Here is a 25,560-nt window from a genome sequence, read left to right as displayed (position 1 = left end):
GGACAGGCGATATCGTGGCGGATCAGGACAACCCGGCGTTCGGCGAGCAGATGGTGTTCGGGCCGTTCTGCCTCTCTCCCGGCGCGCGTCTGCTGACGCGTGACGGACAGCCGGTGGAGATCGGCGGGCGTTCGTTCGACTTGCTCGTTGCCCTGGCCGAACAGCCCGGCCGCGTCCTGTCCAAGCGCGAACTGCTTCGGCGCGTATGGCCCGATGTTGTGGTGGAAGACGGCAGCCTGCGCTTCCACATGGCGGGTCTGCGCAAGATTCTGGGCGAAGGCGGTAAAGCAGGCGACGGTGGCGGGGCAGGCGAGGGCGATCAGGGTGGCGGCGCGCGCTACATCGCCACGCAAGTCGGCGTCGGGTACGCCTTCGTCGCCCCGGTCGAGAGGCCGGCGGAGGCCGGATCCCCGCCGGACGTCACGACACCGAAGGTGGCCGAAGGCTTCACGACCAATATCCCGCCGCCGCTGCCGCACCTCATCGGCCGTGAGCGCGATGTGGAACTCCTGCTGAACCGCGTGGTCGATACCCCGATATTCACCATCGCCGGCCCGGCCGGCGTGGGGAAGACGTCGCTCATGGTCGAGATCGGCCACCGGCTGACGGCGCGTTTCGCGGGCGATGCCGCCTTCGTCGACTTCGGCATGCTGGAGAACCCCTCGCTCGTGCCGCCGATGATCGCCGGGGCCATGGGCATATCCGTGCATAGCGGCGATCCGGCAGCGGTGATCCTGGGCCACTTGCGCGACCGGCCTTTCCTGCTGCTGCTCGACAATTGCGAGCATGTCGTGGAGCAGGCGGCAGAGATCGTCGAGCGGATCACCGAAGCCGCGCCGCAAGTGCGGATCGTCACGACCTCGCGGGAGCCGTTGCGGGTGAGGGGGGAGCATGTCCACCGCCTCGACGCGCTGGACTATCCCGAGGATCCGGAGGGCATGACGCGGGCGCAATTGCTGTCCTATCCCGCCGTGCAGCTGTTCTGCGAAAGGGCGCGGGCGGCCGACAGCGCGCTGGAAATCGACGCGGAGGATGCCCGCCTCATCGCCGGGATGTGCCTCCGGCTGGACGGCATGGCCCTGCCTATCGAACTCGCGGCCGTGCGCGTCGCCGCTCACGGGGTGGCGGCCACGGCCCGCCAGATCGGCGAGCGTTTCAGCCTTGCATGGGCAGGGCGGCGCACCGCGCAGCCGCGCCAGCAGACCCTTCGCGCCGCGCTGGCCTGGAGTTACGACTTGCTCTCCCCGGCCGAACGAACCGTGCTGGACCGGCTCTCCGTCTTCGTCGGCCCTTTCTCGATCGATGCCGCCATCTATGTGGTGAGCGATGCCGCGCTCGGTTCGGACGAAGTGGCGGCCTCGTTCGACGAACTCACGGCCAAGTCGCTCATTTCGCCCAATCGCCTGCGTGGCACGGGGACTTATCGCCTGCTGGAGATGACCCGCGCCTATGCCAAGGAAAAGCTTGCCGGGCGCGGGCCGGAGGAGCTTCGGGCCACCACCCGGCGTCATGCGGCGTTCTTCCTGACGGAACTGGAAGCGATCGCGGCGCAGGATGCCGCCGCCTTCCAGGACCCGCGCTCGTTTCGGCCGCAGCTGGGCAATATCCGCAGCGCCCTGGACTGGAGCTTCGGGCCGGAGGGAGACCTGAAGCTCGCCGTGCGTCTGGCCGCCGCCAGCCTGCGGGTCTTCCTCAATCTGTCGCACCTCGTGGAGTGCCGCACCTGGGCGGCCCGCGCCATCGCGGCGCTGGAGCCGGAGCAGCGCGGCAGCGCGATGGAACTGGAATTGCAGAGCGCGCTGGGCATCGCGCTGATGTTCACCCGCGGCAACAGTCCCGAAGCAGGGGCGGCGCTCACCCGCGCGCTGGACATCGGCACTGCGCTGGACGATCGCTGGGGGCAGCTCTGCACGCTGGCCCGCCTGCACATCTTCCACGAGCGCATCGGCGAATACGAAGTCGCCATGCGCCATGCCGAACGAGCGGTGGAGATTGCCGAGGCGATCGGAGAACCCGAGGCCCTGGCGGTGGCCTATTCGCTTTCGGGCATTTCCCATCACCTGGCAGGCGACCAGACCCGCGCCCGGCACGACCTGGAACGCGCGCTGGCGGCCAGTCCGCCTTCCGAGCGCAGCCGGACGATCGCTTTCGGGTTCGATCATCGCAATCGGTCCACCATTGCCCTCGCGCGGACCCTGTGGCTCTCCGGCGAACCCATGGCCGCGCGCGCTCTGGCAGAACAGGCGGTGCGCGAAGCGGCGGGGCTGGATCACCCGGTTACGCATTGCATCGCGCTCATATGGGCTTTCTCGGTCTATTTGTGGATGGGCGAGATGGCGCTGGTGGACCAGACGCTGGCGGCTTTCACCGATAGCGCCCAAGTCAACGCGCTCGGCCCCTATATCGCGGCCGCCGGTGGTTTCCGGGGCGAAGTGGCCGTGGAGCGGGGCGATCATGCCGCGGCCGTTCTGGCGCTGCAGGAGAGCCTCTCGCTTCTGCGCGCCGCGCGCTACGATCTGTTGACGACGCCGTTCTCGATCGCCCTGGCACGCGGATTGGCCGCGGAGGGCCGGCTGCAGGATGCGCGGCAGGTCGTCGATGCCACCATTGCCCGCTGCACCGCCAATGAAGAGCGCATCGCCTTGCCGGAACTGCTGCGGATCAAGGCCGCGATAGTCGGTGCGGCCAGCGCCGATGCGGCAGGCGCGGCGCGGGCATTGCTGGAGGAAGCGCGCAGTCTAGCCCGCGATCAGGGCGCCCGTGCGTGGGAACTGCGCGCCGCGCTCGATCTGGCGGCGACGCTGGTCCAGGAGGGCAAGGCCCATGAGGCCAGGGCGCTTGTCGAGCAGGCCCGGCACGATATGTCACGGCCCGCCCAGGATCGCGATCTTGGGCGGGCCGAAACGCTGCTCGCTTCCCTGTCGTAGGGCGGCGTCGCAAGGCGGAGCCCTGCGAAGCAGGCGGCTCAGGCCATGATGGCCTTGGCCTCCAGCAGGGCTTCGATGCCGAAGGCGCCGTTGTCCCGGCCGAGCCCCGAGTGCTTGAAACCGCCGAACGGGGCAGTCATTTCCATCGGCGCGCCGTTGATGATGACGCGGCCCGCCAGGATGCGCTCGGCCACGGCGCGCGCCCTTTGCGGGTCGCCGCCGGCGACATAGGCGTGAAGGCCGTAGTCGGTGTCATTGGCGATGGCGACGGCCTCTTCGTCGCCCTCGTAGGGAATGATCGAAAGGACGGGGCCGAAGATTTCCTCGCGGGCAATGGTCATGTAGTTGCGCACGCCGGTGAAGATCGTCGGCTTCACGAACCAGCCCTCGGCCACGCCTTCGGGACGGCCTTCGCCGCCGGCCAGCAGGACCGCGCCTTCTTCCTGCCCCTTGCGAATGTAGGACTGCACGCGGTCCCACTGGCGCTGGCTGACCATCGGCCCGATCGTCGTTGCCGGATCGCGCGGATCACCTGACCGGACATGGGCCACGGCTTCCCGGATGCCGGTCTCGAACGCCTTCAGCCTGTGCGCCGGGACGAGAATGCGCGTGCCCGCGATGCAGGCCTGGCCGCTATTGTTGAAGCCGGCGGCGAGCGCGAAGGGAATGGCAGCGTCGAAATCGGCATCGTCGAGCACGACCATCGGCGACTTGCCACCCAGTTCCAGCGTGACTCGCTTGAAGGTCTCGGCCGCGGTGCGCAGGATCGCCCGGCCGGTGACCGTGGAGCCGGTGAAGGAGACTTTCGCGATATCGGGGTGGCCGCTGAGTTCCGCACCGACCACGTCGCCCCGGCCATTGACGATGTTGAAGACGCCCGCCGGGATTCGTGCCTCATGCAAGGCTTCGGTGACGATCTGGGTCTGCAGCGCGCTCATTTCGCTGGGCTTGATCACGCATGTCGCCCCGGCCGCGATCACCATGGCCAACCGGGCAGCGATGAACCCGGGATTGGCATTCCAGGGCGTGATGATGGCGGCTACGCCCAGCGGTTCCATCGTTACCGTGGCGGTGCCCATCTGGCGCACGAAAGCATAGTCTTCCAGCGCCTTGGCCGCCTCGCGAAAGGAACCCACGGCGTAGTCCACCATCCAGGCGGAGCGTGAGACCGGCGCGCCGTATTCTTCGATCACGGCATCGAGCAATTCGGCGCGGCGGGTCTCCAGGGCTGCGGCCAGGCGTTCCAGCATGGCGGACCGTTCGGCCTTGCTCGTCCGCGCCATAGCCGGGAAAGCGCGCCGTGCCGCAGCAACCGCCTTGCGGGCGTCGATCGCGTCGCCGAGCCGAACTTGCCCGATCACGCCTGCGGTGGCCGGATTGTGGAGATCGAACAGCTCCGTGCCGTGCGGGGTCACGAACTGCCCGTCGATGTAGATGGTGTCGATGTAGATCGTGTCGATGGTCTTCATGTCACTGGGGTCCTTTCCTGGGAACCCGGCTGATGTAGTTCTGTGGAATTATCTGGATAAGCAGGATAGAACGGGATGGGTTGTTGAAGGAATAAGGATAATGAAAAGCGGCCTGGCCGAATTCGAAGGCGTGGTCATGATCGCGCGTCTCGGCAGTTTTCGTGCTGCCGCCGAGGAATTGGGCCTGTCGACGTCGGCGCTCAGCCACGGCGTTGCGGCGCTGGAGCGGCGGCTGGGGGTGCGGCTGTTCAACCGAACGACCCGCAGCGTCTCGCCCACGGATGCCGGGGCGCAATTCATTGCCCGCATCGCCCCTGCGCTCGTGGAAATCGGCAGCGCCATCGAGGATGTGAACAGCCACCGCGACACGCCCGCCGGCACGCTGCGCATCAACACATCCGCCGGGGCTGGCCGCATGACCCTGACTCCGATCTTCCTCGAATACCTGGCGCGTTTTCCGGACATGAACCTGGTGCTGGCGACGGAAGGCCGGCTGGTGGACATCGTGCAGCAAGGGTTCGACGCCGGCATCCGGCTGATGGAACATGTGCCGCAGGACATGATCGCCGTGCCCATCGGCGGTCCGGTGCGGATGATCGTCGTCGCCACGCCGGGTTACCTCGCGCAATGGGGAACGCCGCAAGTGCCCGCCGACCTGCTGCATCACCGCTGCATCCGCGCGCGGCTGGCCACCGGCGCGATCTGGAAATGGGAGTTCGAGCGGCGGGGAGAGGCGGTGGAAGTCGACGTTCCCGGCGCCCTCGTCCTGGACGAGATGACGCTGATGCAGGAAGCGGTCCTGGCCGGTATCGGGCTGGCCTATCTCAACGAATGGTCGGTCAGGGAGCATGTCGCGCAGGGCCGGCTGGTGGCGGTGCTGGAGGATTGGAGCCCGCCCTATCCGGGCCTCACGCTCTATTATCCGGGCAACCGCCATACCCCGGCCGGTCTGCGGGCCCTGGTCCAGCTGATCCGGGAGCGAAACCTGGCAGAGGCCGGCTAGCGATCCGTTCAGGGGCTTGCTGGGGAAAAAAATTCGTGCCCGCCGGTTACCTTGGCTGCCCGAGATGGTTATGCCTCCCGTCATGCAGCAGCAAGCCCTCGTCTTCGCGCTGATCGGCTTCCTCGGTATCGGCGCGCAATGGATCGCGTGGCGTACCGGTTGGCCGGCCATTGCCCTCATGCTCGCCGCCGGTGTCCTTGCAGGTCCCGTCACCGGCCTCGTCGTTCCCGAACACACTTTCGGTGACCTGCTGGAACCGATGATCTCGGTCGCGGTGGCGCTGATCCTGTTCGAAGGCGGCCTCAGCCTCAATTTCCGCGAACTCAGAAAGACCGAAGGCGCGGTGACGCGCCTGATGATGATAGGTATTCCCGTGGGCTGGGTGCTTGGCGCCGTGGCCTGCTACTACGTCGCGGGGCTGGTCTGGCCCGTCGCGATCCTGTTCGCAGGCATTCTGGTGGTGACCGGACCCACCGTGGTCATTCCCCTGCTGCGCCAGAGCAACATCGCGCCGCGGCCGCGCGCGATCCTGAAATGGGAAGCGATCGTCAACGATCCCTTCGGCGCGCTCTGCGCCGTCATCACTTACGAATACCTGCGGCGGGCGGGAGAAGGCGGCACGCTGCTTTCGGTGCTGGCCGCCCTCCTGGCTGCCGCGCTCGTGGCGGGGCTCATCGGCTATGCCGTGGCCCGCGCCATCGCCTGGGCCTTCCCGCGCGGACATGTGCCGGAATATCTCAAGGCGCCCGTCCTGCTGGTGGCGGTGATCGGCACGTTCGTCCTCTCCAACATGATCCAGCAGGAAACCGGTCTGCTCGCCGTCACGGTGATGGGCGTGGCCATCGCCAACATGCGGCTGGATTCCCTGCGCGACATTCACCCCTTCAAGGAGAACGTCACCGTTCTCCTTATCTCGGGCGTCTTCGTGCTGCTGTCCGCCTCGCTCGACTTTGGAGTGCTGCGCCAGTTCGAGTGGCGCTTCATCGCCTATCTGCTGGCGCTGCTGTTCGTGGTTCGCCCGGCAACGGTGCTGCTGAGCCTGGCTTTCAGCAAGATCCCCTGGAACGAGCGGCTGTTGGTGGCATGGATCGCGCCGCGCGGCGTGGTCGCCGTGGCGATGTCCGGCCTTTTCGCGCTCCGGCTCGACCAGCTTGGTTACGGCGACGGCAGCATCCTGGTGACGCTGTCGTTCTCGGTGGTCGTGGCCACTATCCTCGCGCATGGTTTCAGCATCCGCTACGTGGCGCGCTGGCTGAAGGTGACGGGCGCGCGCAAGAAGGGCCTGCTGATCGTGGGCAGCACTTCGTGGAGCCTCTCGCTGGCCAACCAGCTGCGTCAGCTCGACGTTCCGGTGATGATCGTGGACACCAGCTGGCAGCGCCTTTCCGTCGCCCGGCAGGCGGGCATTGCCACTTACCACGGAGAAATTCTGGCGGAATCGACCGACGAGCGCCTCGACCTCACCCAGTTCCAGGTCCTGGCCGCGACGACCGACAACGAAGCCTACAATGCGCTCGTCTGCAGCGAGTTCGCCCCGGACATCGGCCGGGACTCGGTCTATCAGCTCGGCGGGATGGGCGATGACGAGGACCACCGCAGCTTGCCCGAAGCCTTGCGCGGCCGCGCCATGTTCGCCTCCGGGATCGGCGTGGCGGAAATCGCCGAGCACGAACGCGCCGGCTGGGCCTTCCGCAAGACCCGCATCAGCGAGCAGTTCGACTTTGCCGATGCGCAGGCTGCGCTGCCGGAAGATGCGAACATGCTGTTCCTGCTGCGCAAGGACGGCAGGATCCTGTTCTTCACGCACGCCTCGCGGCCCACGCCGCAACCGGGCGACACGATCATTTCCTATGGCCCGTCGCGCCACGGCGAGCCCGAAAACACCCGCGACACGATTGAAAACAAGGAGGCGACAGCATGAAAAGCGCGCCCATGATCGCATCCGCGATCCTGCTGGCGGCCCTCGGCGGCTGCCAGCAGGGCACCGGAAGCGAGGGAGAGAGTACCGATAGCGCCACGCAGGGGGCAGCGCCCGATGCGGTCGTTCCCGACAGCGCCCTTCCTGACGCGGACGCCAGCGCCGCACCCGATCCTGCGGCGGACGAACCGAAGAAATCGATCATCCGCGCTGATGTCGATGTGGGGCCGACCCAGGCACCGCCGGTCGAGACGGTCCACCTCGTCGTGCCCTATCCGGCAAAGGGCGCCAGGCCCGACGAGGCCGGGCGTGCGCTGCTGGACGGGTTGCTGACCACGCCCGCTTTCGCGGCCGGCGGGGCGATCACGATCTGGGGGCACAGCGACTCCCGCGGCTCTGATGCCGACAACCTGGCCGCCTCGCGCAGGCGGGCGGAAGCAGCGCGCGACTATCTCGAAAGCAAGGGAGTCGCGAAAGCGCGCATTTCGGTCGTCGCGCTGGGAGAGGCGCGGCCCATCGCGCCCAATCGCAAGCTCGATGGCAGCGACGACCAGGAAGGGCGCGCCAGGAACCGCCGGGTCGAGGTGGAGATCGCCGCTCCGCAGCCCTCCGCGCCGGCCTCGCCGACACCCTGAGGCAACGACGGGGCGGTTTCTCCGTTTGCATGGTGCAGGCCGAACGCGCAGGGTTGCCGTCTCTTTCGAGACGGGGCTTCGCCTTCGGCCCCATGCCCTAAGGAGGAACACGTTATCATGACCCCCATCGAGCGAGCCGCACGCGCCGTGGTGCAGCAACAGTCCGCACCCGCGCGCTGGGAGGATCTGGCGGAGGCGGATCAGGACCGGCTGAAAGCGGACATTGCCGCCGCCCTCCTGGCCCTGCGCGAGCCCGACGATCACATGGAAGCGGCCGGGGATCTCGCTCTGGAAAGCGCCAGCTGCCGCGCGATCTGGAGCGCCATGGTCGATGCGGCCTTGGCCGACCGGGACGAGCCCGATGCGACACCATCGCCCGATCCGCTCGCCTGACCGGCGGCGCGAATTCGCAGGCGCCATGCGTCTCTCGCTTGCGCCTGACAGCAATCGGCGGCAGGACTTTTCGCGGTCGCAACGATTGCATGAATCGGCAGAGCCAGCAACTTGCCTGAGTTTCGCGAGTTGCACCCGGATTGCGGAATCAAAGGCGCATCCGGGCCGCGACCGGGCAGTCGAAGATCAAGAGGCGACGTGACGAACACTGGTATGACGGTCGACCTGACCAACTGCGATCGTGAACCCATCCACCTGCTGGGCGCCGTTCAACCCGTCGGCTACCTGATCGCTCTCAGCACGGACTGGGTGATCTCGCGCGTTTCCGCCAATATTGCCGCGCTGCTGGACGTTTCCCCCGAAAGTCTTGTCGGCCAGCCGTTTTCCGGCTTCATCCCGGCCTCGCTGATCCATGACTTGCGCAACCGCATGGCCTATCTGGTGTCTCCGGATTCGGTGGAGCGCATGTTCGGCGTGAGACTGGTCGACGGCGGGCAGTGCTACGACCTCGCGCTTCATCTCTCGCAAGGGCAGATCGTCCTGGAATTCGAACCCGGCGTGCCGACCAGCGGGGATTCCAGCGGCATGGTACGCGCGATGATGGCGCGGCTGGACACCCGGCCGGACCTGGCCTCCTTCTACCGGGAAGGCGCGCGCCAGGTCCGCGCGCTGCTGGGCTACGACCGGGTGATGGTCTACAAGTTCGCGGCAGGCGGCGACGGCGAAGTGGTGGCGGAGGCCTGCAAGGCCGGTATCGGATCCTTCAAGGGACTGCACTATCCCGCCAGCGACATTCCCCGCCAGGCGCGCGAACTCTACAAGCGCAACCTGCTGCGGGTCATTCACGATATCGATGCCGTGCCGGTTCCCATCGTGCCCCAGCTGGACGCCGAAGGTAAACCGCTAGACCTGTCGCTTTCGGTGCTGCGGTCGGTCTCGCCGATCCATATCGAATATCTTCGCAACATGGGCGTCAGGGCCTCGCTCTCGATCTCCATCGTCGTGGACGGCGAGCTTTGGGGGCTGTTCGCCTGCCATCATTATTCGCCGATCTCGCCCACGTTCGAGCGTCGCTCCGTCAGCGACCTTTTCGCCCAGATGTTCTCCATGCGCCTGGAAAGCCGGGAGCGCCGGGAGATGGCCGAATACGAGCGGCGCGCGCGCGATATCTCGGACCAGCTCCTCAGCGCCGTCGCGTCGGACGAAACGCTGCTGAAGGACCCCGACTGGCTTGCCGACATCCTGATGAGCGCGATCCCGGCCGATGGGGTGGGCGTGTGGATCAACGGCAACTACGCCTTTTCCGGGTCCGTGCCGCCCAGCGAGGACTTTCGCGCCATCGTGCGCGCCCTCAATGCCACGGCGGCGGGCAAGGTCTTTGCCACCGATCACATCGGCTCGCTGGTCAAGGGGGCCGGAAGCTATGCCAGGGACGCCGCCGGGCTGCTGGCCATTCCCATCTCGCGATCGCCGCGCGATTACGTCGTGCTGTTCCGCTCGGAAATGCGCCAGTCCGTGCGCTGGGCGGGAGATCCGCACAAGCCGATCGAATATGGCCCGAACGGCCCGCGTCTGACGCCGCGCGAGAGTTTCGCCGAATGGAACGAGCAAGTGGAAGGCCGCTCCCGTCCTTTCCTGCAGCACGAGCTGCGGGTGGCCGAGACCTTGCGCGCCACGCTGATCGAAGTGGTGCTCCGCCTGGCCGATGAAGCCGCGGCGCAGCGGCAGCAGGCCAATGGCCGGCAGGAACTGCTCATCGCGGAACTGAACCACCGCGTGCGCAACATCCTCGGCGTCATCCGGGGGCTGGTGCGGCAGTCCCAGCCTGACGAGGATGCCGTGAAGGAATTCGTCGAGGTGGTCGATGGACGCATCCATTCGCTCGCCCGCGCGCACAACCAGATTACCGACGATCACTGGGGGCCGGCACCGCTACAGGCGCTGATCGATGCCGAAGCGGCCGCCTTCGCCGCGCACAAGGAAAGCTCCATCCATTACGAGGGGCCGTCGATCCTGCTGAATCCGCAGGCCTATTCCTCCATGGCGCTGGTGGTTCACGAACTGGTGACGAATTCCACCAAATACGGCAGCCTTTCGGGCGAGGGGATCGTCCAGATCGCCTGGGAACGTGCCGACAACGACGACCTCATCCTGACCTGGACGGAAAGCGGGGGGCCGACAGTCAAGCAACCCACGCGCAAGGGTTTCGGCACGACCATCATCAAGCGTTCGGTTCCCTACGATCTGGGCGGCGCGGCGGACATCGTCTACGATCCGGCCGGGGTGCGGGCGACCTTCCGCATTCCCGCGCGGCACCTTTCCGAACAGCGCAATTTCAAGGGCACCACGATCAAGCTGCCCAACCCGCGCCGAATTTCGCATGGACCGGCCCAGTCGAAGATGCCGATCCCGCACGATCTGCTGGCGGACATGTCGGTGTTGATCGTCGAGGACAGCCTGATCATCGCGCTCGACGCGGAAGACATCCTGGGCCGTTTCGGCGCGGAGATCGATACGGCTTCCAGCGCGGAAGGCGCGCATGGGGCGCTCGATGGCGGCATGCCGGACCTCGCGATCCTCGACATCAACCTGGGCGACCAGACCAGCTTCGGCGTGGCGGACCGGCTGACGGATGCGGGCGTGCCCTTCTTCTTCGCAACCGGCTACGGCGAACAGGCGCTGCTGCCGCAGGAGCACCGCTCGCGCATCGTCGTGCAGAAGCCCTATACGACGCACAATCTGGCGCGGGCCGTCGAAGACCTGCTGGGCCTGACGCCCATCGAATAGGACCAGCCGCTTCCCGCCCGCCCGGGCATCAACGCGGATGGCGCCGGGCGAGGGCTATGCCCGCCAGGTTCTGCTCGCGCTTGATCCATCGAATGCGGGCGGGTCGGGCCTTGGCGACGAGGGCCAGAAATTCCGCCTCGTGGCGGTTGCGGGGTTCGCCGCGCTTCAGCGCCTCGTTGGCCTGGCGAATAACGGGAAGCGCATCGCCAACCAGCTCGATGTCCTGCAGCCCCAGCGATTGCGCCAGTTCCAGCGCGCGGTTCAGCGCGCGCCATTCGGCATCCTCATTGCTGCCCTGTCCCAGGTCTTCGAAGAGATGCACCGCGCCGCCGATGACGGCGGCGGCCTCGATCGGGCCGGGGTTGGGGCGGCAGCCGCCGTCGAAGAACACTTTCAGCCGGGATCGGGACATGCCGCGCTTGTGGTCCAGTTCGCGGCGAGATGCCAGCCGTCTCCGGCGCTTCGCAGGGCGAATGGCCGGAGAACTGGCATTGGGGCGTGCGGGGCGTCAGCTTCCGAAGTTGAACTTCAGCCGCAGCCCGTACATCCGCGGCGGGCCGTAGGCGAAGTCCAGGATGCCGGAGCTTTCGTAGCCGCCGCCCGATGCGGTCTTGAAGCGCTTGTTGGTGAGGTTGGTGGCGAAGGCGGCAATGTCGAAGCCCGAGCCGAACACGTCGCTCCAGGAGGCGTTGAGGTTGAAGAGGTTGGTGGCCGGGATCGTGACGCGCTGCGGGTTCGCGGCCGTGGCTGCGGTGAAGAAGTTGCCGTCCACCGCCTGGCTGGAGGTAAAGGTATAGTTGCCGCCGAAGGACAGCGAGCCTGTCTTTTCGCCCAGCGGCACGTCGAGATCCGCCGATAGTGTCAGGCGGTTCTTCGGCGAATAGCTGAGCGGATCGCCGGGCTGGCCGCGCGGGATGATCTGCTCGAACGGGCTGTCCGGGCTGAGCGTGGGGGGTACCAGTTCCTTGATCTCGGTATCGAGGTAAGTGTAGCCCGCCGAGAGCCGCAGCCGCTGGAACAGGGTAATGCCCGTGTCCACTTCGACGCCCTGGATCTTCGACTTGCCCGCATTGATGATCGCAGCGCCGCCGGCCAGGCCGCTGCCCTGCTTGGCGATGAGGGCGCCGAACACCTGTTGGTCGCTGAAATCGTTATAGAAACCGGCAATGTTGAAATAGCCGGGCAAGGACCCGCGCAAGGTCAGCTTGGCGCCCAGTTCGTAGGAGTCCACTTTCTCCGGATCCCATGTTTCAAGGCCGGGGTTGGTGAAGTTGACGCCGCCCTGGCGATAGCCGCGCGCATACTTGGCATAGAACAGCATGTCGGGCGTCGGCTTGAAGTCCAGGTCGATCAGCCAGGTCGGCCGGTTGGACTTGTTGGAAATCCGCGTGCTGCAGGCGGTCGTGTCGCCGCCGTTGGCGAGGAGGTTGACGGTGGGGTGATTGAGCACGTCGTTGCAGACGCGCCCGACGGGGATCGTGCCCAGTCCCGGTATCGTCGCCAGGTTCCAGCGGTTGCTTTCGGAGACCCCCACCGTCTTGTCGAACGTGTAACGGAAGCCGCCGGTTAGCGCGAACTGATCGGTAAAGTTGTAGGTGGCCTGCGCGAAGGCGCCGTGGTTGTCGAAATCGAAGCGCGTGCGCGATTCAGAGACCAGCGCGATGCCCAGGCTGGAAGCGGGCAGGCCCAGCGGCAGCACGCCGGAGCAGCCGAGGTTCCCGGCATCCGGGCAGTTCCCATAGATGCCGGTGCGCTGCTGGTTCCATCCGATCGGCCGGCTGAATTCCAGGTAGCCGCCGATCACGTAGTTCAGCTTGCCATTGGCCGAGCGGCCCTGGAGCTGGAGTTCCTCGGTTGCGGTGGATTCCGCCGCGGCGTGATAATTGGGCTGGATGTCGAGCGCGATGTAGTTGAACGGCGCGCCCACCGTGACGTAGCCCAGCGACTGGAATGTGCGGGTGACCGGCGTGTCGGCGATGCGGAAGTTGTCGCTGTAGAGATTGAACGCCGAATCCTCCCGGAATTCGCCGTAGCTGGCGATGTTCTTCACCGTCATCGTGTCGCTGGCCTGCCAGGTCGTCGTGTTGATGACCTGCCATGTCTCCAGCAGGAAGCGCGGATCGGGATTGCTCACTTCCACGTCGAGCCTGCCGTCTCCGCGCGCGGCCTGCCGGTCGATCTGGGCACAGGCGGCCGTTGCGGTGAAGTAGCGGGTGAACGGACCGCCTGCCAAAGGACTGGCTGCGTCGCGATCGCAATTCTCGTAATGGGTGGCGTAGCCGTTCGTATCCGACCGGCTGTAATGGAAGATCGTGTAATTCTCGAGATTGGGCGTCAGGTCGGCGACCACGCTGAGACGGGCGTAGACGTAGTCGGTATTGTTGTAGGCGTCAGGCCCGATGCCGGAGCGGTTTTTCATGTAGCCGTCGCGCTTGTTGCGGTCCACCGCGAGGCGTACCTTGAACGTCTCCGCCAGCGGCACGTTGAGTGCCGCCTGGATCCGGCGCTGGTCGTAATTGCCGATGGTGCCTTCGATATGGCCTTCGAACAGATCGGTCGGCCTGGTCGGAACCAGCAGGATCGCACCGCCGGTGGTGTTGCGGCCGAAGAGCGTGCCTTGCGGGCCTTTCAGCACCTGCACGTTCTGCAGGTCGGTGAAGGTGCCGGCGCCCACGGTATTGCCGGAGGTCGTGCCGCCCTGCGCGCGAACGCCCACGACGTCCGCGAAATAGACGCCCACGGTGGGCGCCGTCGAGGCATCCTGGTTGAAACCGCGCAGCGAGAAACTGGCTTTCTCGGCGCCGTAGCGCGTGTTGACGGAAAGGGAGGGGGTATAGGTCGCCAGGTCCGATGCCACGACGATATTGCGCTTTTCGATGGTGGCGCCGTCATAGACCGTCATCGAGATCGGCACATCCTGAAGCCGTTCTTCGGTGCGGCGGGCCGTAACGATGATATCGCCGGGATTTATCGTCGGCTGGCTTTGCGCCAGTGCCGGCATCGCCGTCGAAGTGCCACCCAGCACGGCGCCCATGATCATGACGCGCGTCAGCTTCCCTGCATTCATGCCTGTTCTCTCCTCCCGGTATCGTGTTTTTCTTTTTTGTTTTCCCACCGATATTGTTCTGTTTTCGGTGATGATTTGACTTTATCCCGCGCACAGGTAGCCGACGCCGCGGCGGCGCGCGCAAGTGTTCGGTTCGGAATGATCTGGGTATACTGCCGAAAATCGCCGCAATTCGGCCGGGTTGTCCCGGCCGGTACTTGCTCCCTCGCTCCGTATCTTGCCCGGAGCGTACTGCGGGTGATGCCCGGTGAAAAGAAACTATCGTTTCGTTGCAACCCGTTGCCAAATCGCGCGCCGCGAAATTCGCGGTCTAACAAGAGCTTGGCGATTTAATCTTCCGTCACGGATTATTGTTAGTGCCGATGCAGACTATCGGGCGACCATGGCGCGCGCGGGCTTATCCGAGCCTTGCCAAGGGCCGGACGGGATTGCATGCAGCGGCCGATGCTCAGGCCGGAAGGCCGCTTGTCTGCGGGCTGTGGACCGCCCGGACCTGCGGCAGGAAACTGGAGACGACTTGTGTTTGCGATCGGCTGCCTCGCCCTCATCGTCCTTCCCCTTGCCGGACTGGCGCTGGGCGGTTTCCTGGCCGGGCCGCTCGGCGCGAAGTGGGGCGCGGGGGCGGGGTTCGCCATCGCCCTGGGCCTGTGCGGCGTGACGACTTACGCGCTCGTCGCCGCCGCCCGCCGGCGCTAGGCCAGACCCTCCAGGGCCCGGCCCAGGCCGGTTTAGGCTTTGTTCACGCGCGGCAGGAATGCCGTCAGCAGGCCGATCGCCGGGAGGAAGGCGCAGACGTGGTAGACCGTCTCGATGCTCGTGCGGTCGGCCAGCCAGCCGAGCACGGCCGCGCCCAGACCGCCCATGCCGAACGAGAAGCCGAAGAACAGGCCCGAGATCATGCCGACTTTCCCCGGCACCAGTTCCTGCGCGAACACGACGATGGCCGGGAAGGCGGAAGCCAGGATCAGGCCGATCACCACGGTCAGCGGGCCTGTCCAGAACAGGCTGGCATAGGGCAGCAGCAGCGTGAAGGGCAGGGCGCCTAGGATCGAGAACCAGATCACGTATTTGCGCCCGAACCGGTCGCCCAGCGGCCCGCCCATCACCGTGCCGACCGCGACGGCGGCCAGGAAGGCGAAGAGGTGGAACTGCGCGTTCTGCACGGTGAGGCCGAAGCGGTGGATCAGGTAGAACGTGAAGTAGCTCGTCAGGCTGGCGAGGTAGACGTATTTGGAGAAGATCAGCGCCAGCAGGATGGCGATGCCGCGCGCGGCGTGGCCCTTGGGGAGGCCCGCGGAAAGCTTCGCCTTGCCGCCGGCCGCCAGCCGTTCCAGGCCATGACTGCGATACCAGGCGGCCACGTTCCACAGGACGGCGCCGGACAGCAGTGCCAGCAGCGCGAAGAAGGCCAGGCTGGACTGTCCCCAACGCACCACCACCAGCGCGGCGGCCAATGGCCCTAGCGCCTGACCGGCGTTACCACCCACCTGGAACAACGACTGCGCGAGTCCGTGCCGTCCGCCCGCGGCCATGCGGGCCACGCGGGAGGATTCGGGATGGAACACGGAAGACCCCATGCCCAGCAGCGATGCCCCGACCAGCACAAGTCCATAGCTATGCGCGGCCGACAGCACGGTCAGTCCGGCCAGCGAGAACAGCGTGCCGCCGGGCAAGGCGAGCGGAGTCGGTCGCTTGTCCGCATAGAGCCCCACGAGTGGCTGAAGGATCGAAGCGGTGATCTGGTAGGCCAGTGTCACCAGGCCGATCTGGCCGAAACTCAGGCCCAGGTCGGCCTTCAGCGCAGGATAGATCGCGGGCAGCAGAGACTGCATCATGTCGTTCAGAAGATGGCAGAAACTGATGGCGACGATCACGCCGAACACGGTTCCATTCACGGCCGCCTGTCCGCGATCGTCCATTGCCGGGCCGGACCCGCCTGCTGCCAATTTCTGGGCCATTTTTGCCGCCTCCTTCGCGGTCCTTTGCTCGTGGCGCCTCTCCTATTCGCTTTGAGATCGTCCCGCTTCGGCATATGGGTCAATCAATTATGATTGTGGGACATCAGATCCAGCAGCGCCAGCCGGCGGATTACGAGGACGTGCCGCGGCCGGTCGTCGGTATCGGCAACGATTATCCGCCCTCGTTCGAACTGGCGGAGCACAGCCATCGGCGCGGCCAGTTCCTCTATGCCTCGCGCGGCGTGGTGGCCGTGAGCACGCCGGATGGCGCCTGGGTCGCACCGCCGGAGCGCGCGGTGTGGATCCCTGCCGGAACGCCGCATTCGGTGCGGATGGTGGGCAAAGTCCAGACGCGCAGCGTGCTGGTGGCGCCTTCGGCGGGCGCGGCTCTGGCGGATACTTGCCGGGTGGTCGCGGTGTCCCCGCTGCTGCGGCAGCTTCTGGTGGCGGCGTCCGAAGTGCCGGCCGAATACGACCTGGAGGGCCGCGACGGACTGGTCATGGCTCTGCTGGTCGCCGAAATCTGCCAGGCGCCGGTCATTCCCATCGTCGTGCCTTTTCCGCGTAACCCCGCGCTGGCGGAACGCTGCCATCGCTTTCTGGAAAGCCCCCGCGCCGGAGACACGATCGAGCGATGGTCCGATGCGCTGGCGATGAACCGCCGCCGGTTTACCCGGCTGTTCCGCCGGGAGACAGGCATGAGTTTCGCGGAATGGCGGCAGCAGGCCTGCCTCTCGGTGGCCCTGCCGCGGCTGGCTGCCGGCGATTCCGTCACCGCCATCGCGCTCGACCTCGGTTACGATGGGCCGGGGAATTTCTCCACGATGTTCAAACGCGTGCTGGGCGTGCCGCCGAGCCGTTACCTGCAGCAATAGTGGACCGGAATTATCCTAGATTAACTTTTTGAAGTCCGGCCGGTCTTCGTCGTTGACAGCGTTGTCACTGACCAGCGCTTAAGTCATGCGCTTCAGCGGGCGCGCAGGAGTCGCGGGGCGTTAACAGCTGGGGGCGATGGGTAGAAAACTTGGGGAAGAGGGTTTCGGCGGGCTTGGGCCGACGCCGGAGAGTGGCTTGTCCGGGCATGTGTCCGCAGGCGGGCCAAGTGGCCATCCAGGTGGCGAAGGGCTGGGTGACGGGGCCGCGGAAGGCGATGCCGATCTGCTGCCCCTGGCCGAATATATCTATCGATGCCGCCGGATCCGTGATGAAATGCTCGGCGCGGATTTCTTCGGGGAGCCGGCCTGGGACATTCTGCTCGACCTTTTCATCGGCCAGTCCCGCAAACCCGCGGCGCCGCTCGGCACCTCCTCGGCCAATACGGTGCTGCGCTGGCAGAACGTGCTGGAAGCGAAAGGGCTGGTGACGCGCTGTACGGATGCCGCGTCGGGCGGCAACCATGCCTGTCTTACCGACAAGGGGCAGGCGCTGATGCGCGATTACTTGCGGCGGGCCGCGCGCAGTACCGGAAAGGTGAATATTTGACTATCCAATGGGAGTCATTCGTAATTCTACTTGGTTCGGAGCGTTCCTTGGCTTAGCCTGTCTTCTTGGACCTAGGGGGGATAGGCCCGAGGGGGAGGAACGGTCTGATGGCACTCACCAACCAGGAACAGCTTGTCCTTGAGCTGCGCAGCATTACGCACTTGCTGCAGGAGGCCATAGGCCGCCTCGACGCCTGCGGTCAGGATCTCGCGGCGATTCACGTCCAGACGGCCCTCGATGTCCTGCGGGACAAGGGCGGCGACGACGATTGGATCATGTTGCGGAACTGAGTGGCAGGGCGCGGGCGGGTTGGGAGCCTTGCGCTGCGATCAGGATGCCGGCTCGCCGCTGTTCAGATGTTCGATCTCTGTGGGACTGGAATTTCGGCCAAGAGCGAGATTGCGCCCCGGAAAGCGCCCGAAAGCGGCAATTTCGGCACTATGGCCCGAAGCGAAGCCCATCACTTCTTCGGCATAGTCGCGCAGGGCCTTGAAGCGTTCGACGCTCATGGCCTGGAGGACGGGGTCCTCGGCATGCATCAGCGGCATGTAGAAGAACTGGCGCTGCGCAAAGCCCAGGGTTTCGTCCATTCTGGCGGCTATGCCCTCGACGGCGAGGTGCTGCGCCGCCGGATCGCTGGCAAAGGCCAGCGCCGTGCCGCGATGGATATGGCGAGAGAACTGGTCGAGCACGAGTATCAGCGCCAGCCGGCCGAGCGGGGTCTCGGCCCAGTCCGCCAGCGCGCCTTCTGCGGCCTGGGCGTGAAGCGCGCCGAAACGGGCACGCACCGCGGGGTCCAGGGCCTCGGCGGTCTCGAACCAGTCTTTGGGAGAGAGTTCGCGGAACCAGAAATCCAGCACGTCTTCCCGGGGGTCGTTTCCGCTTTCGGTCATGCCGATTTTGCCTTTCAGTGGAGCCTGTTGGTTTCGGGAACGCATGAGGCGTGCCGCTGGCTGCCCTGCGCGGAGGAATCCCGGGTAGTCAGCGCGCCGTCGCGTCCCCGGACAGGGCCTTGGCGAGAGGATCGATTTGCGCCTCGGGAATGCGCCGGGCGATGACGGCCATCGGGTCGCGCGGCTTGTGTGCGTCGATCACGGTTTCCTCGCCCCGCCATTGCCGCAATCTGGCGGCGAGGTAGTCCGCCCGTTGGCCGCCGAGGGCGGGCGCCGCCTTTCCGGGCGCGTGGCAGGTGGTGCAGGCAGGCAATTGCTGCGCGGGCAGTCCATCCGAAACGATGGCATGGGCGGCGGGGAGGGATTGGTCGCGCAGCCCCGGTTGCCGTGCGTAATGGCGGGCGGCCTGGCGTAACTCCGCGTCCGAGAGGCCCGATGCTGCAACCTGCATGACCGCACCGTGGCGCTTTCCGGAGGCGAAGTCGCGCAGGGCGGCGAGGAGATAGCTTTCCTTCTGCCCGGCGATCACCGGGATATCGGCCTGGCCGCGCCCCAGACCGTCGGTTCCGTGGCAACCCGTGCAGCCGGCAAGGGCAGCGTTGCTGCCCGGAGTAGGCGCGGTGAGAGCCTCGTACTCGGCCGGGGTCATGTTCGGCAGGCGGCGCAGGAAGCCCACCATGCGGCGCACTTCGTCCGGTCGGTCGCCGGCCGGCCAGGCGGGCATGCCGGTGAATTTCACCCCGTGACGGACGATCCAGAACAGCTCCTTGTCGCCATATTCGCCCACCACGCGCGCAAGGTCCGGTGCGGGCGGCGTGGCGGACTGCATGACCGGCGATGGCGGCATGCCGGGCGCCCCGTGGCACACCGCGCAGGACTGCCGGAAATGGCCCGCCGCGCTGACGAGGGCCCGGTCGTCGCGCACGCGTTCCGGCGTCTGGAACGCGCTGTAAGTGCGCGCGGAGTTCTGCATGGTCCAGTGGAGGAACCAGTCGGTGATCGCCCAATGCCCCGAGGAAGCGGCGATGGGGAACAGGCCGGACCAGGCGAATCCCATGCCCAGCGCGAAGAGGGTGAGCAGCGCCAGGATCAGGCGTTTCCAGGTCAGTTTCACGGTCATTTCGAAGGTTCCGGCTTGGCTCTCAGCAGTCCCGCAAGAAGGGCAATGCCGCCGAGGAAGTAGCTTGCCCCGCCGATCACCAGCATGGCGACCCCGCCAAGCTGCTGGTCGGCCAGAGGGTCAAGGCCGAACGGCGCGCCGTGGTCGTGCATTCCGGGCATTCCCGAGCCGTAAAGCGGGCGCGGGGCGAGGCCGATGAGCACCCCCAGCAGCGTCATGTGCATCGATGTCAGCAGAAGCGCACCGATTCCGGCTGCGCGCTGGGGGGTGTGGATCGCGGCGCTCCAGAGCAGCAGTCCTGCGCCCAGGAAACTGGCGTATTCCGCGGCGCCCAGCCAGGGTGCGGCGTCGGCGGCGCGGCGCACGGCGGGCAAGTGCCACGCCCAGACGGCGACCAGTTCCACCAGCATCATCGCCATCGGCGTCACCAGGCGGGGCCAGCGGCGCGCAGGATCGAGAGCGGTTTCGGCCAGGCCGAATGCCAGTAGCGGCGCGGCCACGGCCACGGCGATCATATGCGCGGTCATGTGGCCGGTCATGCCGAAGTGCGCGCAGGCAAGGCCCAGCGGCACGAGCAGGAACCCGGTCAGGAGCGCGGCCCGCTTCACCGGCAGTCTCCGATGAACACCACCGGCAGCGCGGTGAAAAGCACGCCCACGAAGCTCAGTCCGGCCAGCAGCAGGGTTGCCTTCGCCAGAAAACGCAGCCGGTCGATGTCGGTCCCGTCCTGGTGCGGCGGCGGGCTGCCGGGCATGCGGACCTGCCGGTGGGCGATCCAGCCAGACAGGGCGATGGCCGCCAGGGCCAGCACCGTCCCGGCCACGAACAGCGTCGGGAAACGGGCGAAGGTGCCTTGCTTGGCGCAGGATATCGCCGCCCAGAGGTAGGAAAACAGGAAATGGGCCGCCCAGACCGTGGGCGGCACGATCAGGGTCCAGAGCGTGACTTGCAGCCGCTCGTGCCATTTCCTGCGGTCGCCGCGCGGGTCTTCGCTCATGCCACCTCCGGGAACAGGCCGATGGTGGCATAGGCGCAGGCGGCGGTGAGCGCGAAGAAGTGCATGTAGACGGTGACGTTGCGAATATCCGCGTCGTGATGCGGGGTCATCCGCCCTGCCAGGCTCCGCGCGAGAACATAGGCCTGCATGATCGCCGCGACGGCGGCATGAAGGCAGGTCCAGATCGCCAGCGTCCAGACGATTGCTGGGTAGCTGTGTGTGGCGGGATCCATGCCGGAGAGCCAGGGCCCCGCCAGTCCGGCCGGGACACCCGCCAGGCTGGTGGCCAACCCGAACAGCAGCAGCAATCGGCCCGCACCGATGCCACCCCGCGCGTGGATCTCGCGCGCGGCGACCGTGGCGACCCAGCCCGCAAGAGCCAGCATCAGCGCGATCATCGGCCAGAAGATGCCGGGCGCCGCGGCCATGTCGGGCGGCGGAAAGTCGGCATGCCGGGTCCAGAAGAAGAAGTAGCCGAACAGCAATCCGGAGAAGGCCGTGGCGTCCGCCATCATCGTGATGAACATGGCCCACCAGCCCGGAGAGGCTCCGCCCGAGATGTAGAGCGGCAGCTCCATGCCGTGCCCGATCGGCTTGCTGGGCTTTTCGGGAATTTCCGCCGTTCCGGTCCAGAGCCACCAGAGCACCATGGCCAGCGTCGCCACGCCCGAAACCAGCGCCAGCCAGTAGAGATGATAAGTGGTCAGGATGAACACGCCGCCCAGCGCCAGGGCGGTGAGCATGGGTTTCCAGCTGGGAGCGCCCAGGCGGATGACCGAGACCGGGCGCGCGTCCAGCACCGAGGTGATGATCGTCTCGCGCCGGCCTTCCTCGGCATCGGGCAGGAAATAGCGGCCTTCGTCCACCTTGCGCACGAAGTCTTCCTGATCCCAGATCGGATAGCGGCTCTCGATCAGCGGGATCGAGCGGATGCCCCAGTTCTCGTCCTGCGGATGGGCCAGCCATTCCAGCGTTCCGGCCTGCCAGGGATTGCGCGGGGCCATCTGGCGCCAGGGCGAGCGGCACAAGTCGAGCACGATCACCGCAACCCCGACGGCGATCACGAAGGAGCCGATCGTGGAGGCCATGTTCAGCCCGCCGAGGCCAAGGTCGGCCGGATACGTGAACACACGGCGCGGCATGCCCTCCAGCCCCGAAAGATGCATCGGGAAGAAGCACAGGTTGGCACCCACGAAGATCAGCCAGAATGCCGTGCGTCCCAGCCGGTCGGACAGTTTCTTGCCGGTCACCAGCGGCCAATAGTAATAGAGCCCGGCGAAGAGCGGCATCAGCGTGCCGCCGATCAGCACGTAGTGCAGGTGGGCCACCACGAAGTAGGTGTCGTGCGCCTGCCAGTCGAACGGGGCCAGCGCGACCATCACCCCGGTCAGCCCGCCGATCACGAAGATCGCGAGGCTTCCGGTGGCGTAGAGCAGCGGCGTGGACCAGACCACGCGGCCCGCCCAGAGGGTGACGATGAAGACGAAGATCTGCACCGCCGTCGGGATCGCCACCGCTTCGGACGCCGCCGAGAAGAAGCCGAGGCTGATCTTCGGCAGGCCCGTCGCGAACATGTGGTGGACCCATAGCCCGAACGAGAGGAACGCGGTGCCCACTGCCGCCAGCACGATCCAGGGATAGCCCAGCAGGTGGCGCCGCGCGAACGTGGGCACCAGCATGGCGAAAAGCGCGATGGAGGGCAGGAAGACGATGTAGACTTCCGGATGGCCGAAGATCCAGAACAAGTGCTGCCACAGCAGCGGATCGCCCCCGCGCGAGGCATCGAAGAAGGGCCAGTCCAGCAGGCGCTCCATCTCGAACAGCACATCCCCGGCGATCAGCGGCGGGAAGGCGAAGAGGATCATCACCGCTACCACCAGGATGTACCAGGCATAGAGCGGCATGAGGTTGAGCCGCATGCCCGGCGGACGGCACTTGAGCACGCCCACGATCAGCTCGACCGCAGCGGCGACCGACGACACTTCGATGAAGGAAAGCCCCAGCATCCAGATATCGGCGCCGAGACCGGAAAGGTCGGTTCGGGTGGTCAGCGGCGGATACATGAACCAGCCGCCGTCCGGCGCGGCGTCGAAGAAGATCGATCCCGAAACGAACACGCCGCCGATCAGGAAGGACCAATAGCCGAAGGCGGAAAGCCTGGGGAAGGGCAGGTCCCGCGCGCCCAGCAATTGCGGCAGGAGAATGATCGATACCGCCTCGAACATCGGCACGGCGAAAAGGAACATCATCACCGAGCCGTGCAGGGTGAACAACTGGTTGAACGTGCCCGGCCCCACCAGGTCGTTGTCGGGCACCGCGAGCTGCGTGCGCATGATGAGCGCCAGCACGCCTGCGAAGAGCATGAAGGCGAAGGCCGTGAGCACGTACCAGTTGCCGACCTGGTTGTTGTTGGTGTCCGTCCAGCGCAGGAAAAGGCCTTTGGGCGGCGCCCAGACTTCACGCAGGCGTTGTTCCTGCGCGGCGCGGAGGGCGGGATCGTCCTGGTCGTGCAGGCTCATCGCGCGTTCTCCGCCTTGGTCTGCTTCAGCCAGCGGGCAAGGGCCAGGGCTTCCTCCTGCGTGAGATGGGTATAGGCGGGCATGCGAGCGCCCGGTTTGAAGCGATGGGGATCGCGGATGAAGGCGGCGGTATGGGCGTCCGTCGGTTCGAGAATCCCGGCGCCAAGCGTCAGGCGCTCGCCGAACCGGGTGAGATCGGGGCCGATGCGGGCCTGGGCCGATGTGCCGGCGAGGGCGTGGCAACTTCCGCAGCCTTCGCGCGCGAACAGCGCGGCGCCGCGGTCTTGCGTGCGGCGCGGGGGTATGCGGGCGGCGGTCAGCCAGGCATCGAAGGCGGCCGGTTCCATGGCGATGACGTCGAAGGCCATCAGCGCATGGCTGAGGCCGCAGAACTCGGCGCAGACCCCGCGATAGGTGCCGGGCTTCTCGGCCTTGACGACCAGCCGGTTGGTGCGGCCGGGGATCATGTCCATCTTGCCGGCAAGGCCGGGGATCCAGAAACTATGGATGACGTCCGTGGCGGTGAGTTCGAACACGACCGTCCGGCCGACCGGGAGGCGCACTTCGTTGGCGGAGAGCAGCAGCGGCTCCGTCCGGCCGCCCGGGCCGTTGTCATCGCTCCGCGCGTAAGCGACGCGCCACCAGAACTGTTCGCCCTCTACGCGGATGTGCAAATCGCTGTCGCCGGTGGGAAGGGGGCGCATGGCCGGAAGCGCCCAGACCAGCAGCGCGGTCAGCACCACGGTCGGAACCACTGCGCCGAGCCAGAGGACGAGACGCATGCCGCTCTGGTGAGTGAGCTTTCCTTCCGGAGCCCGCGCCGCGACGAAGTAGATCGCGGCCATTCCGAGCGCGATGACACTGCCTCCCGCCGCCAGCACCGCCGTCAGCCAGAGCGTGGAGCGCGCTTCCAGCCCGAACGGCGCCAGCGCCGACTGATGCCCGTTGCAGCCCGCCAGCACCAGCGTCGCCATGGTAACGGACGCTAAGGTAACGGACGGTGCGGCAATCGATTTTCGCAAGACGACATTTCCCCTGACTCGTTCGGGGGCAACGCGTCAGGGGCCGCCGGGTTCGAGCGAAAGCGGCGAACGCGGCGTTACAAATGGTTGCTGCGGCGTGCCGCGGCTGAAAGGTCAGCCGTGAGAGCCTCGCCGCGCTCCGCCCACGCCGCCGGTCGTTTCGGTATCGGCGCCCGGATTGAGACGCTCGTCTTCCTTGTCGGGGTGAAGCTCCGCTTCCCGGGCGCGGGCCGGATCCTTCTGGGGAACGCCTTCGGGCGGCTTGCCATCGTGGTTGGTCCAGCGTCCGTCGGGCGTGCCGGCGGTTCCGGTGACATTGCGGGAATCGTCGGGTTCGTACTCGGCCATGATCCTTCTCCTTCGACAGAAGAAAGGCGCGAGCAGGCGGCCCCGTTCCCAGCTTTCGTTTTCAATCGGTCTTGCCGGCAGGGCGCCCTGCGCTCGAACCAAACGCCGGGTCCCGCGTTGGTTCTGCAAACATGTATCGGAAGAAGGACGCCTGCCCGTGACACTCAAAGCCCTGGCCATCAATTGCACGCTGAAGTCCGATCCAGCCGAGCCTTCCTCCACGGACGCGATGATCGCGGTTTTCGCGAAGGCCTTTGCCGAAACCGATGTCGAGATCACGGAGACCGTGCGGGTGGCTGGGCTCAACGTGCTACCCGGCGTGACCTCGAACGAGGGCGAAGGTGACGAATGGCCCGGCCTGCGGGAAAAGATCCTGGCGCACGACATTCTGGTGTTCGGCGGCCCCATCTGGATGGGCCAGATCGGCAGCGTCGCCAAGCGCGTGCTCGAACGGATGGATGCTTTTCTCGACGAGACCGACGACGAGGGCCGCATGCCCAGCTACGGCAAAGTCGCGGTGGCAGCGATCGTCGGTAACGAAGACGGCGCCCATTTCTCGTCGGCCCAGCTGTTCCAGTCTCTTAACGACGTGGGCTGGACGATCCCGGCTGTCGCGGCCTGTTACTGGGTAGGTGAGGCAATGGGATCCACCGATTTCAAGGACTTGGACAAGACACCTGAAAAAGTCACCAAGACGGCAAGGATGGTGGCAGGCAATGCGGCGCACCTTGCAGGTCTGCTGAAGGCCTCGCCCTACCCCGGTTGAACCGCGCGATCAGGAGATTGGGCATGACCGATAGGAAAAAGGAAGTGAAAGGCGCCGCCAAAGTGATGAAGGGGTACGCCAAGCGCCTTGCGGGCGAGCTTGCCGGCCGCCCTGACCTGGTGGTGGAAGGAGAGAAGGAACAGACCTCGGCCCTTCACGAGATCCGCCGTGCTCGCGACGCGGGCAGCGAAAGCGAGCTATAAGTGCGGCACGCTCGATCCACATGAAGAGACAGGCCGGCAACGGGCGCTAGGCG

General features: G+C 66.3%; 23 protein-coding genes. 12 read left to right on the top strand and 11 right to left on the bottom strand.

What is annotated here, in order from left to right:
- Nucleotides 1-14: 14 nt before the first annotated feature.
- Nucleotides 15-2,927, top strand: coding sequence for an ATP-binding protein (locus ACZ1J6_RS05385; protein ID WP_431567186.1), 2,913 nt, complete (start codon nt 15-17; stop codon nt 2,925-2,927).
- 38 nt (nt 2,928-2,965) lie between these two features.
- Here the strand turns inward: ACZ1J6_RS05385 and ACZ1J6_RS05380 are convergent, their stop codons facing one another.
- Nucleotides 2,966-4,396 (bottom strand): aldehyde dehydrogenase family protein, encoded by a 1,431-nt coding sequence (locus ACZ1J6_RS05380; RefSeq protein ID WP_431567187.1) that lies wholly within the window; start codon nt 4,394-4,396, stop codon nt 2,966-2,968.
- A 100-nt stretch (nt 4,397-4,496) separates the two neighbouring features.
- On the opposite strand from ACZ1J6_RS05380, the gene ACZ1J6_RS05375 reads away from it, so the two are divergent.
- The 5 genes from ACZ1J6_RS05375 (at nt 4,497) to ACZ1J6_RS05355 (ending at nt 11,132) form a co-directional block, all read left to right on the top strand.
- Nucleotides 4,497-5,399: a LysR family transcriptional regulator gene (locus tag ACZ1J6_RS05375; RefSeq protein ID WP_431567188.1), complete on the top strand. Its 903-nt coding sequence runs from the start codon at nt 4,497-4,499 to the stop codon at nt 5,397-5,399.
- Between the two features lie 82 nt (nt 5,400-5,481).
- On the top strand, nt 5,482-7,320 hold the full coding sequence (locus tag ACZ1J6_RS05370; protein ID WP_132265984.1) for a cation:proton antiporter: 1,839 nt from the start codon (nt 5,482-5,484) through the stop codon (nt 7,318-7,320).
- On the top strand, nt 7,317-7,952 hold the full coding sequence (locus tag ACZ1J6_RS05365; RefSeq protein WP_243841188.1) for an OmpA family protein: 636 nt from the start codon (nt 7,317-7,319) through the stop codon (nt 7,950-7,952). The genes ACZ1J6_RS05370 and ACZ1J6_RS05365 overlap by 4 nt, the downstream gene beginning before the upstream one ends.
- Nucleotides 7,953-8,069: 117 nt before the next feature.
- Complete coding sequence (locus ACZ1J6_RS05360; RefSeq protein ID WP_431567189.1) at nt 8,070-8,345, top strand: hypothetical protein; 276 nt, start codon at nt 8,070-8,072, stop codon at nt 8,343-8,345.
- A 213-nt stretch (nt 8,346-8,558) separates the two neighbouring features.
- Nucleotides 8,559-11,132, top strand: a complete 2,574-nt coding sequence (locus tag ACZ1J6_RS05355; RefSeq protein ID WP_431567204.1) for an HWE histidine kinase domain-containing protein — start codon at nt 8,559-8,561, stop codon at nt 11,130-11,132.
- Nucleotides 11,133-11,160: 28 nt separating this feature from the next.
- Here ACZ1J6_RS05355 and ACZ1J6_RS05350 read toward each other — a convergent pair whose 3' ends face one another.
- Together ACZ1J6_RS05350 and ACZ1J6_RS05345 are read right to left on the bottom strand one after the other, a co-directional pair.
- Nucleotides 11,161-11,544, bottom strand: a complete 384-nt coding sequence (locus ACZ1J6_RS05350; RefSeq protein ID WP_431567190.1) for a ribonuclease HI — start codon at nt 11,542-11,544, stop codon at nt 11,161-11,163.
- Nucleotides 11,545-11,640: 96 nt separating this feature from the next.
- Complete coding sequence (locus tag ACZ1J6_RS05345; protein WP_431567191.1) at nt 11,641-14,199, bottom strand: TonB-dependent receptor; 2,559 nt, start codon at nt 14,197-14,199, stop codon at nt 11,641-11,643.
- A 519-nt stretch (nt 14,200-14,718) separates the two neighbouring features.
- Here ACZ1J6_RS05345 and ACZ1J6_RS05340 point away from each other — a divergent pair.
- A complete protein-coding gene (locus ACZ1J6_RS05340; RefSeq protein ID WP_165921397.1) occupies nt 14,719-14,895 on the top strand; it encodes a hypothetical protein in 177 nt (58 codons plus the stop codon).
- Between the two features lie 32 nt (nt 14,896-14,927).
- Here the strand turns inward: ACZ1J6_RS05340 and ACZ1J6_RS05335 are convergent, their stop codons facing one another.
- Entirely contained in the window at nt 14,928-16,118 is a 1,191-nt protein-coding gene (locus ACZ1J6_RS05335) for an MFS transporter (RefSeq protein ID WP_134095736.1), read from the bottom strand.
- 128 nt (nt 16,119-16,246) lie between these two features.
- Between ACZ1J6_RS05335 and ACZ1J6_RS05330 the strand changes: the two genes are divergently transcribed.
- The 3 genes from ACZ1J6_RS05330 to ACZ1J6_RS05320 all read left to right on the top strand — a co-directional run bounded on the left by ACZ1J6_RS05330 (nt 16,247) and on the right by ACZ1J6_RS05320 (nt 17,929).
- Nucleotides 16,247-17,032, top strand: coding sequence for an AraC family transcriptional regulator (locus ACZ1J6_RS05330; protein WP_243841187.1), 786 nt, complete (start codon nt 16,247-16,249; stop codon nt 17,030-17,032).
- A gap of 334 nt (nt 17,033-17,366) precedes the next feature.
- Nucleotides 17,367-17,639: a hypothetical protein gene (locus ACZ1J6_RS05325; RefSeq protein ID WP_132265978.1), complete on the top strand. Its 273-nt coding sequence runs from the start codon at nt 17,367-17,369 to the stop codon at nt 17,637-17,639.
- 107 nt (nt 17,640-17,746) lie between these two features.
- Nucleotides 17,747-17,929 carry a hypothetical protein gene (locus tag ACZ1J6_RS05320; protein WP_132265977.1) on the top strand — a complete coding sequence of 61 codons (183 nt, stop codon included), beginning with the start codon at nt 17,747-17,749 and terminating at the stop codon, nt 17,927-17,929.
- A gap of 39 nt (nt 17,930-17,968) precedes the next feature.
- Here ACZ1J6_RS05320 and ACZ1J6_RS05315 read toward each other — a convergent pair whose 3' ends face one another.
- From ACZ1J6_RS05315 to ACZ1J6_RS05285, 7 genes are all read right to left on the bottom strand, one after another.
- Nucleotides 17,969-18,532, bottom strand: a complete 564-nt coding sequence (locus ACZ1J6_RS05315) for a DUF924 family protein (protein ID WP_431567193.1) — start codon at nt 18,530-18,532, stop codon at nt 17,969-17,971.
- A gap of 88 nt (nt 18,533-18,620) precedes the next feature.
- On the bottom strand, nt 18,621-19,652 hold the full coding sequence (locus ACZ1J6_RS05310; RefSeq protein WP_431567194.1) for a c-type cytochrome: 1,032 nt from the start codon (nt 19,650-19,652) through the stop codon (nt 18,621-18,623).
- Entirely contained in the window at nt 19,649-20,260 is a 612-nt protein-coding gene (locus ACZ1J6_RS05305) for a cytochrome c oxidase assembly protein (protein ID WP_431567195.1), read from the bottom strand. The genes ACZ1J6_RS05310 and ACZ1J6_RS05305 overlap by 4 nt, the downstream gene beginning before the upstream one ends.
- Nucleotides 20,257-20,649, bottom strand: coding sequence for a hypothetical protein (locus ACZ1J6_RS05300; RefSeq protein WP_431567196.1), 393 nt, complete (start codon nt 20,647-20,649; stop codon nt 20,257-20,259). Before ACZ1J6_RS05300 ends, ACZ1J6_RS05305 begins: the two co-directional genes overlap by 4 nt.
- The gene (gene ctaD, locus ACZ1J6_RS05295; RefSeq protein ID WP_465127068.1) at nt 20,646-23,168 is read right to left on the bottom strand and encodes a cytochrome c oxidase subunit I; all 2,523 of its coding nucleotides are present in this window, start codon (nt 23,166-23,168) and stop codon (nt 20,646-20,648) included. Before ctaD ends, ACZ1J6_RS05300 begins: the two co-directional genes overlap by 4 nt.
- Nucleotides 23,165-24,142, bottom strand: coding sequence for a cytochrome c oxidase subunit II (gene coxB / locus ACZ1J6_RS05290; RefSeq protein WP_431567198.1), 978 nt, complete (start codon nt 24,140-24,142; stop codon nt 23,165-23,167). Before coxB ends, ctaD begins: the two co-directional genes overlap by 4 nt.
- A 162-nt stretch (nt 24,143-24,304) precedes the next feature.
- Entirely contained in the window at nt 24,305-24,538 is a 234-nt protein-coding gene (locus ACZ1J6_RS05285; RefSeq protein WP_431567199.1) for a hypothetical protein, read from the bottom strand.
- Nucleotides 24,539-24,695: 157 nt separating this feature from the next.
- On the opposite strand from ACZ1J6_RS05285, the gene ACZ1J6_RS05280 reads away from it, so the two are divergent.
- Both ACZ1J6_RS05280 and ACZ1J6_RS05275 read left to right on the top strand, forming a co-directional pair.
- Nucleotides 24,696-25,304 carry a flavodoxin family protein gene (locus tag ACZ1J6_RS05280; protein WP_431567200.1) on the top strand — a complete coding sequence of 203 codons (609 nt, stop codon included), beginning with the start codon at nt 24,696-24,698 and terminating at the stop codon, nt 25,302-25,304.
- 23 nt (nt 25,305-25,327) lie between these two features.
- The gene (locus ACZ1J6_RS05275; RefSeq protein ID WP_431567201.1) at nt 25,328-25,507 is read left to right on the top strand and encodes a hypothetical protein; all 180 of its coding nucleotides are present in this window, start codon (nt 25,328-25,330) and stop codon (nt 25,505-25,507) included.
- Nucleotides 25,508-25,560 lie beyond the last annotated feature (53 nt).

This window comes from Novosphingobium sp. BL-S-21 (assembly GCF_055521655.1).
Note: the sequence above shows the minus strand (reverse complement) of the source record. Positions and strands in the feature narration are given on the sequence as shown.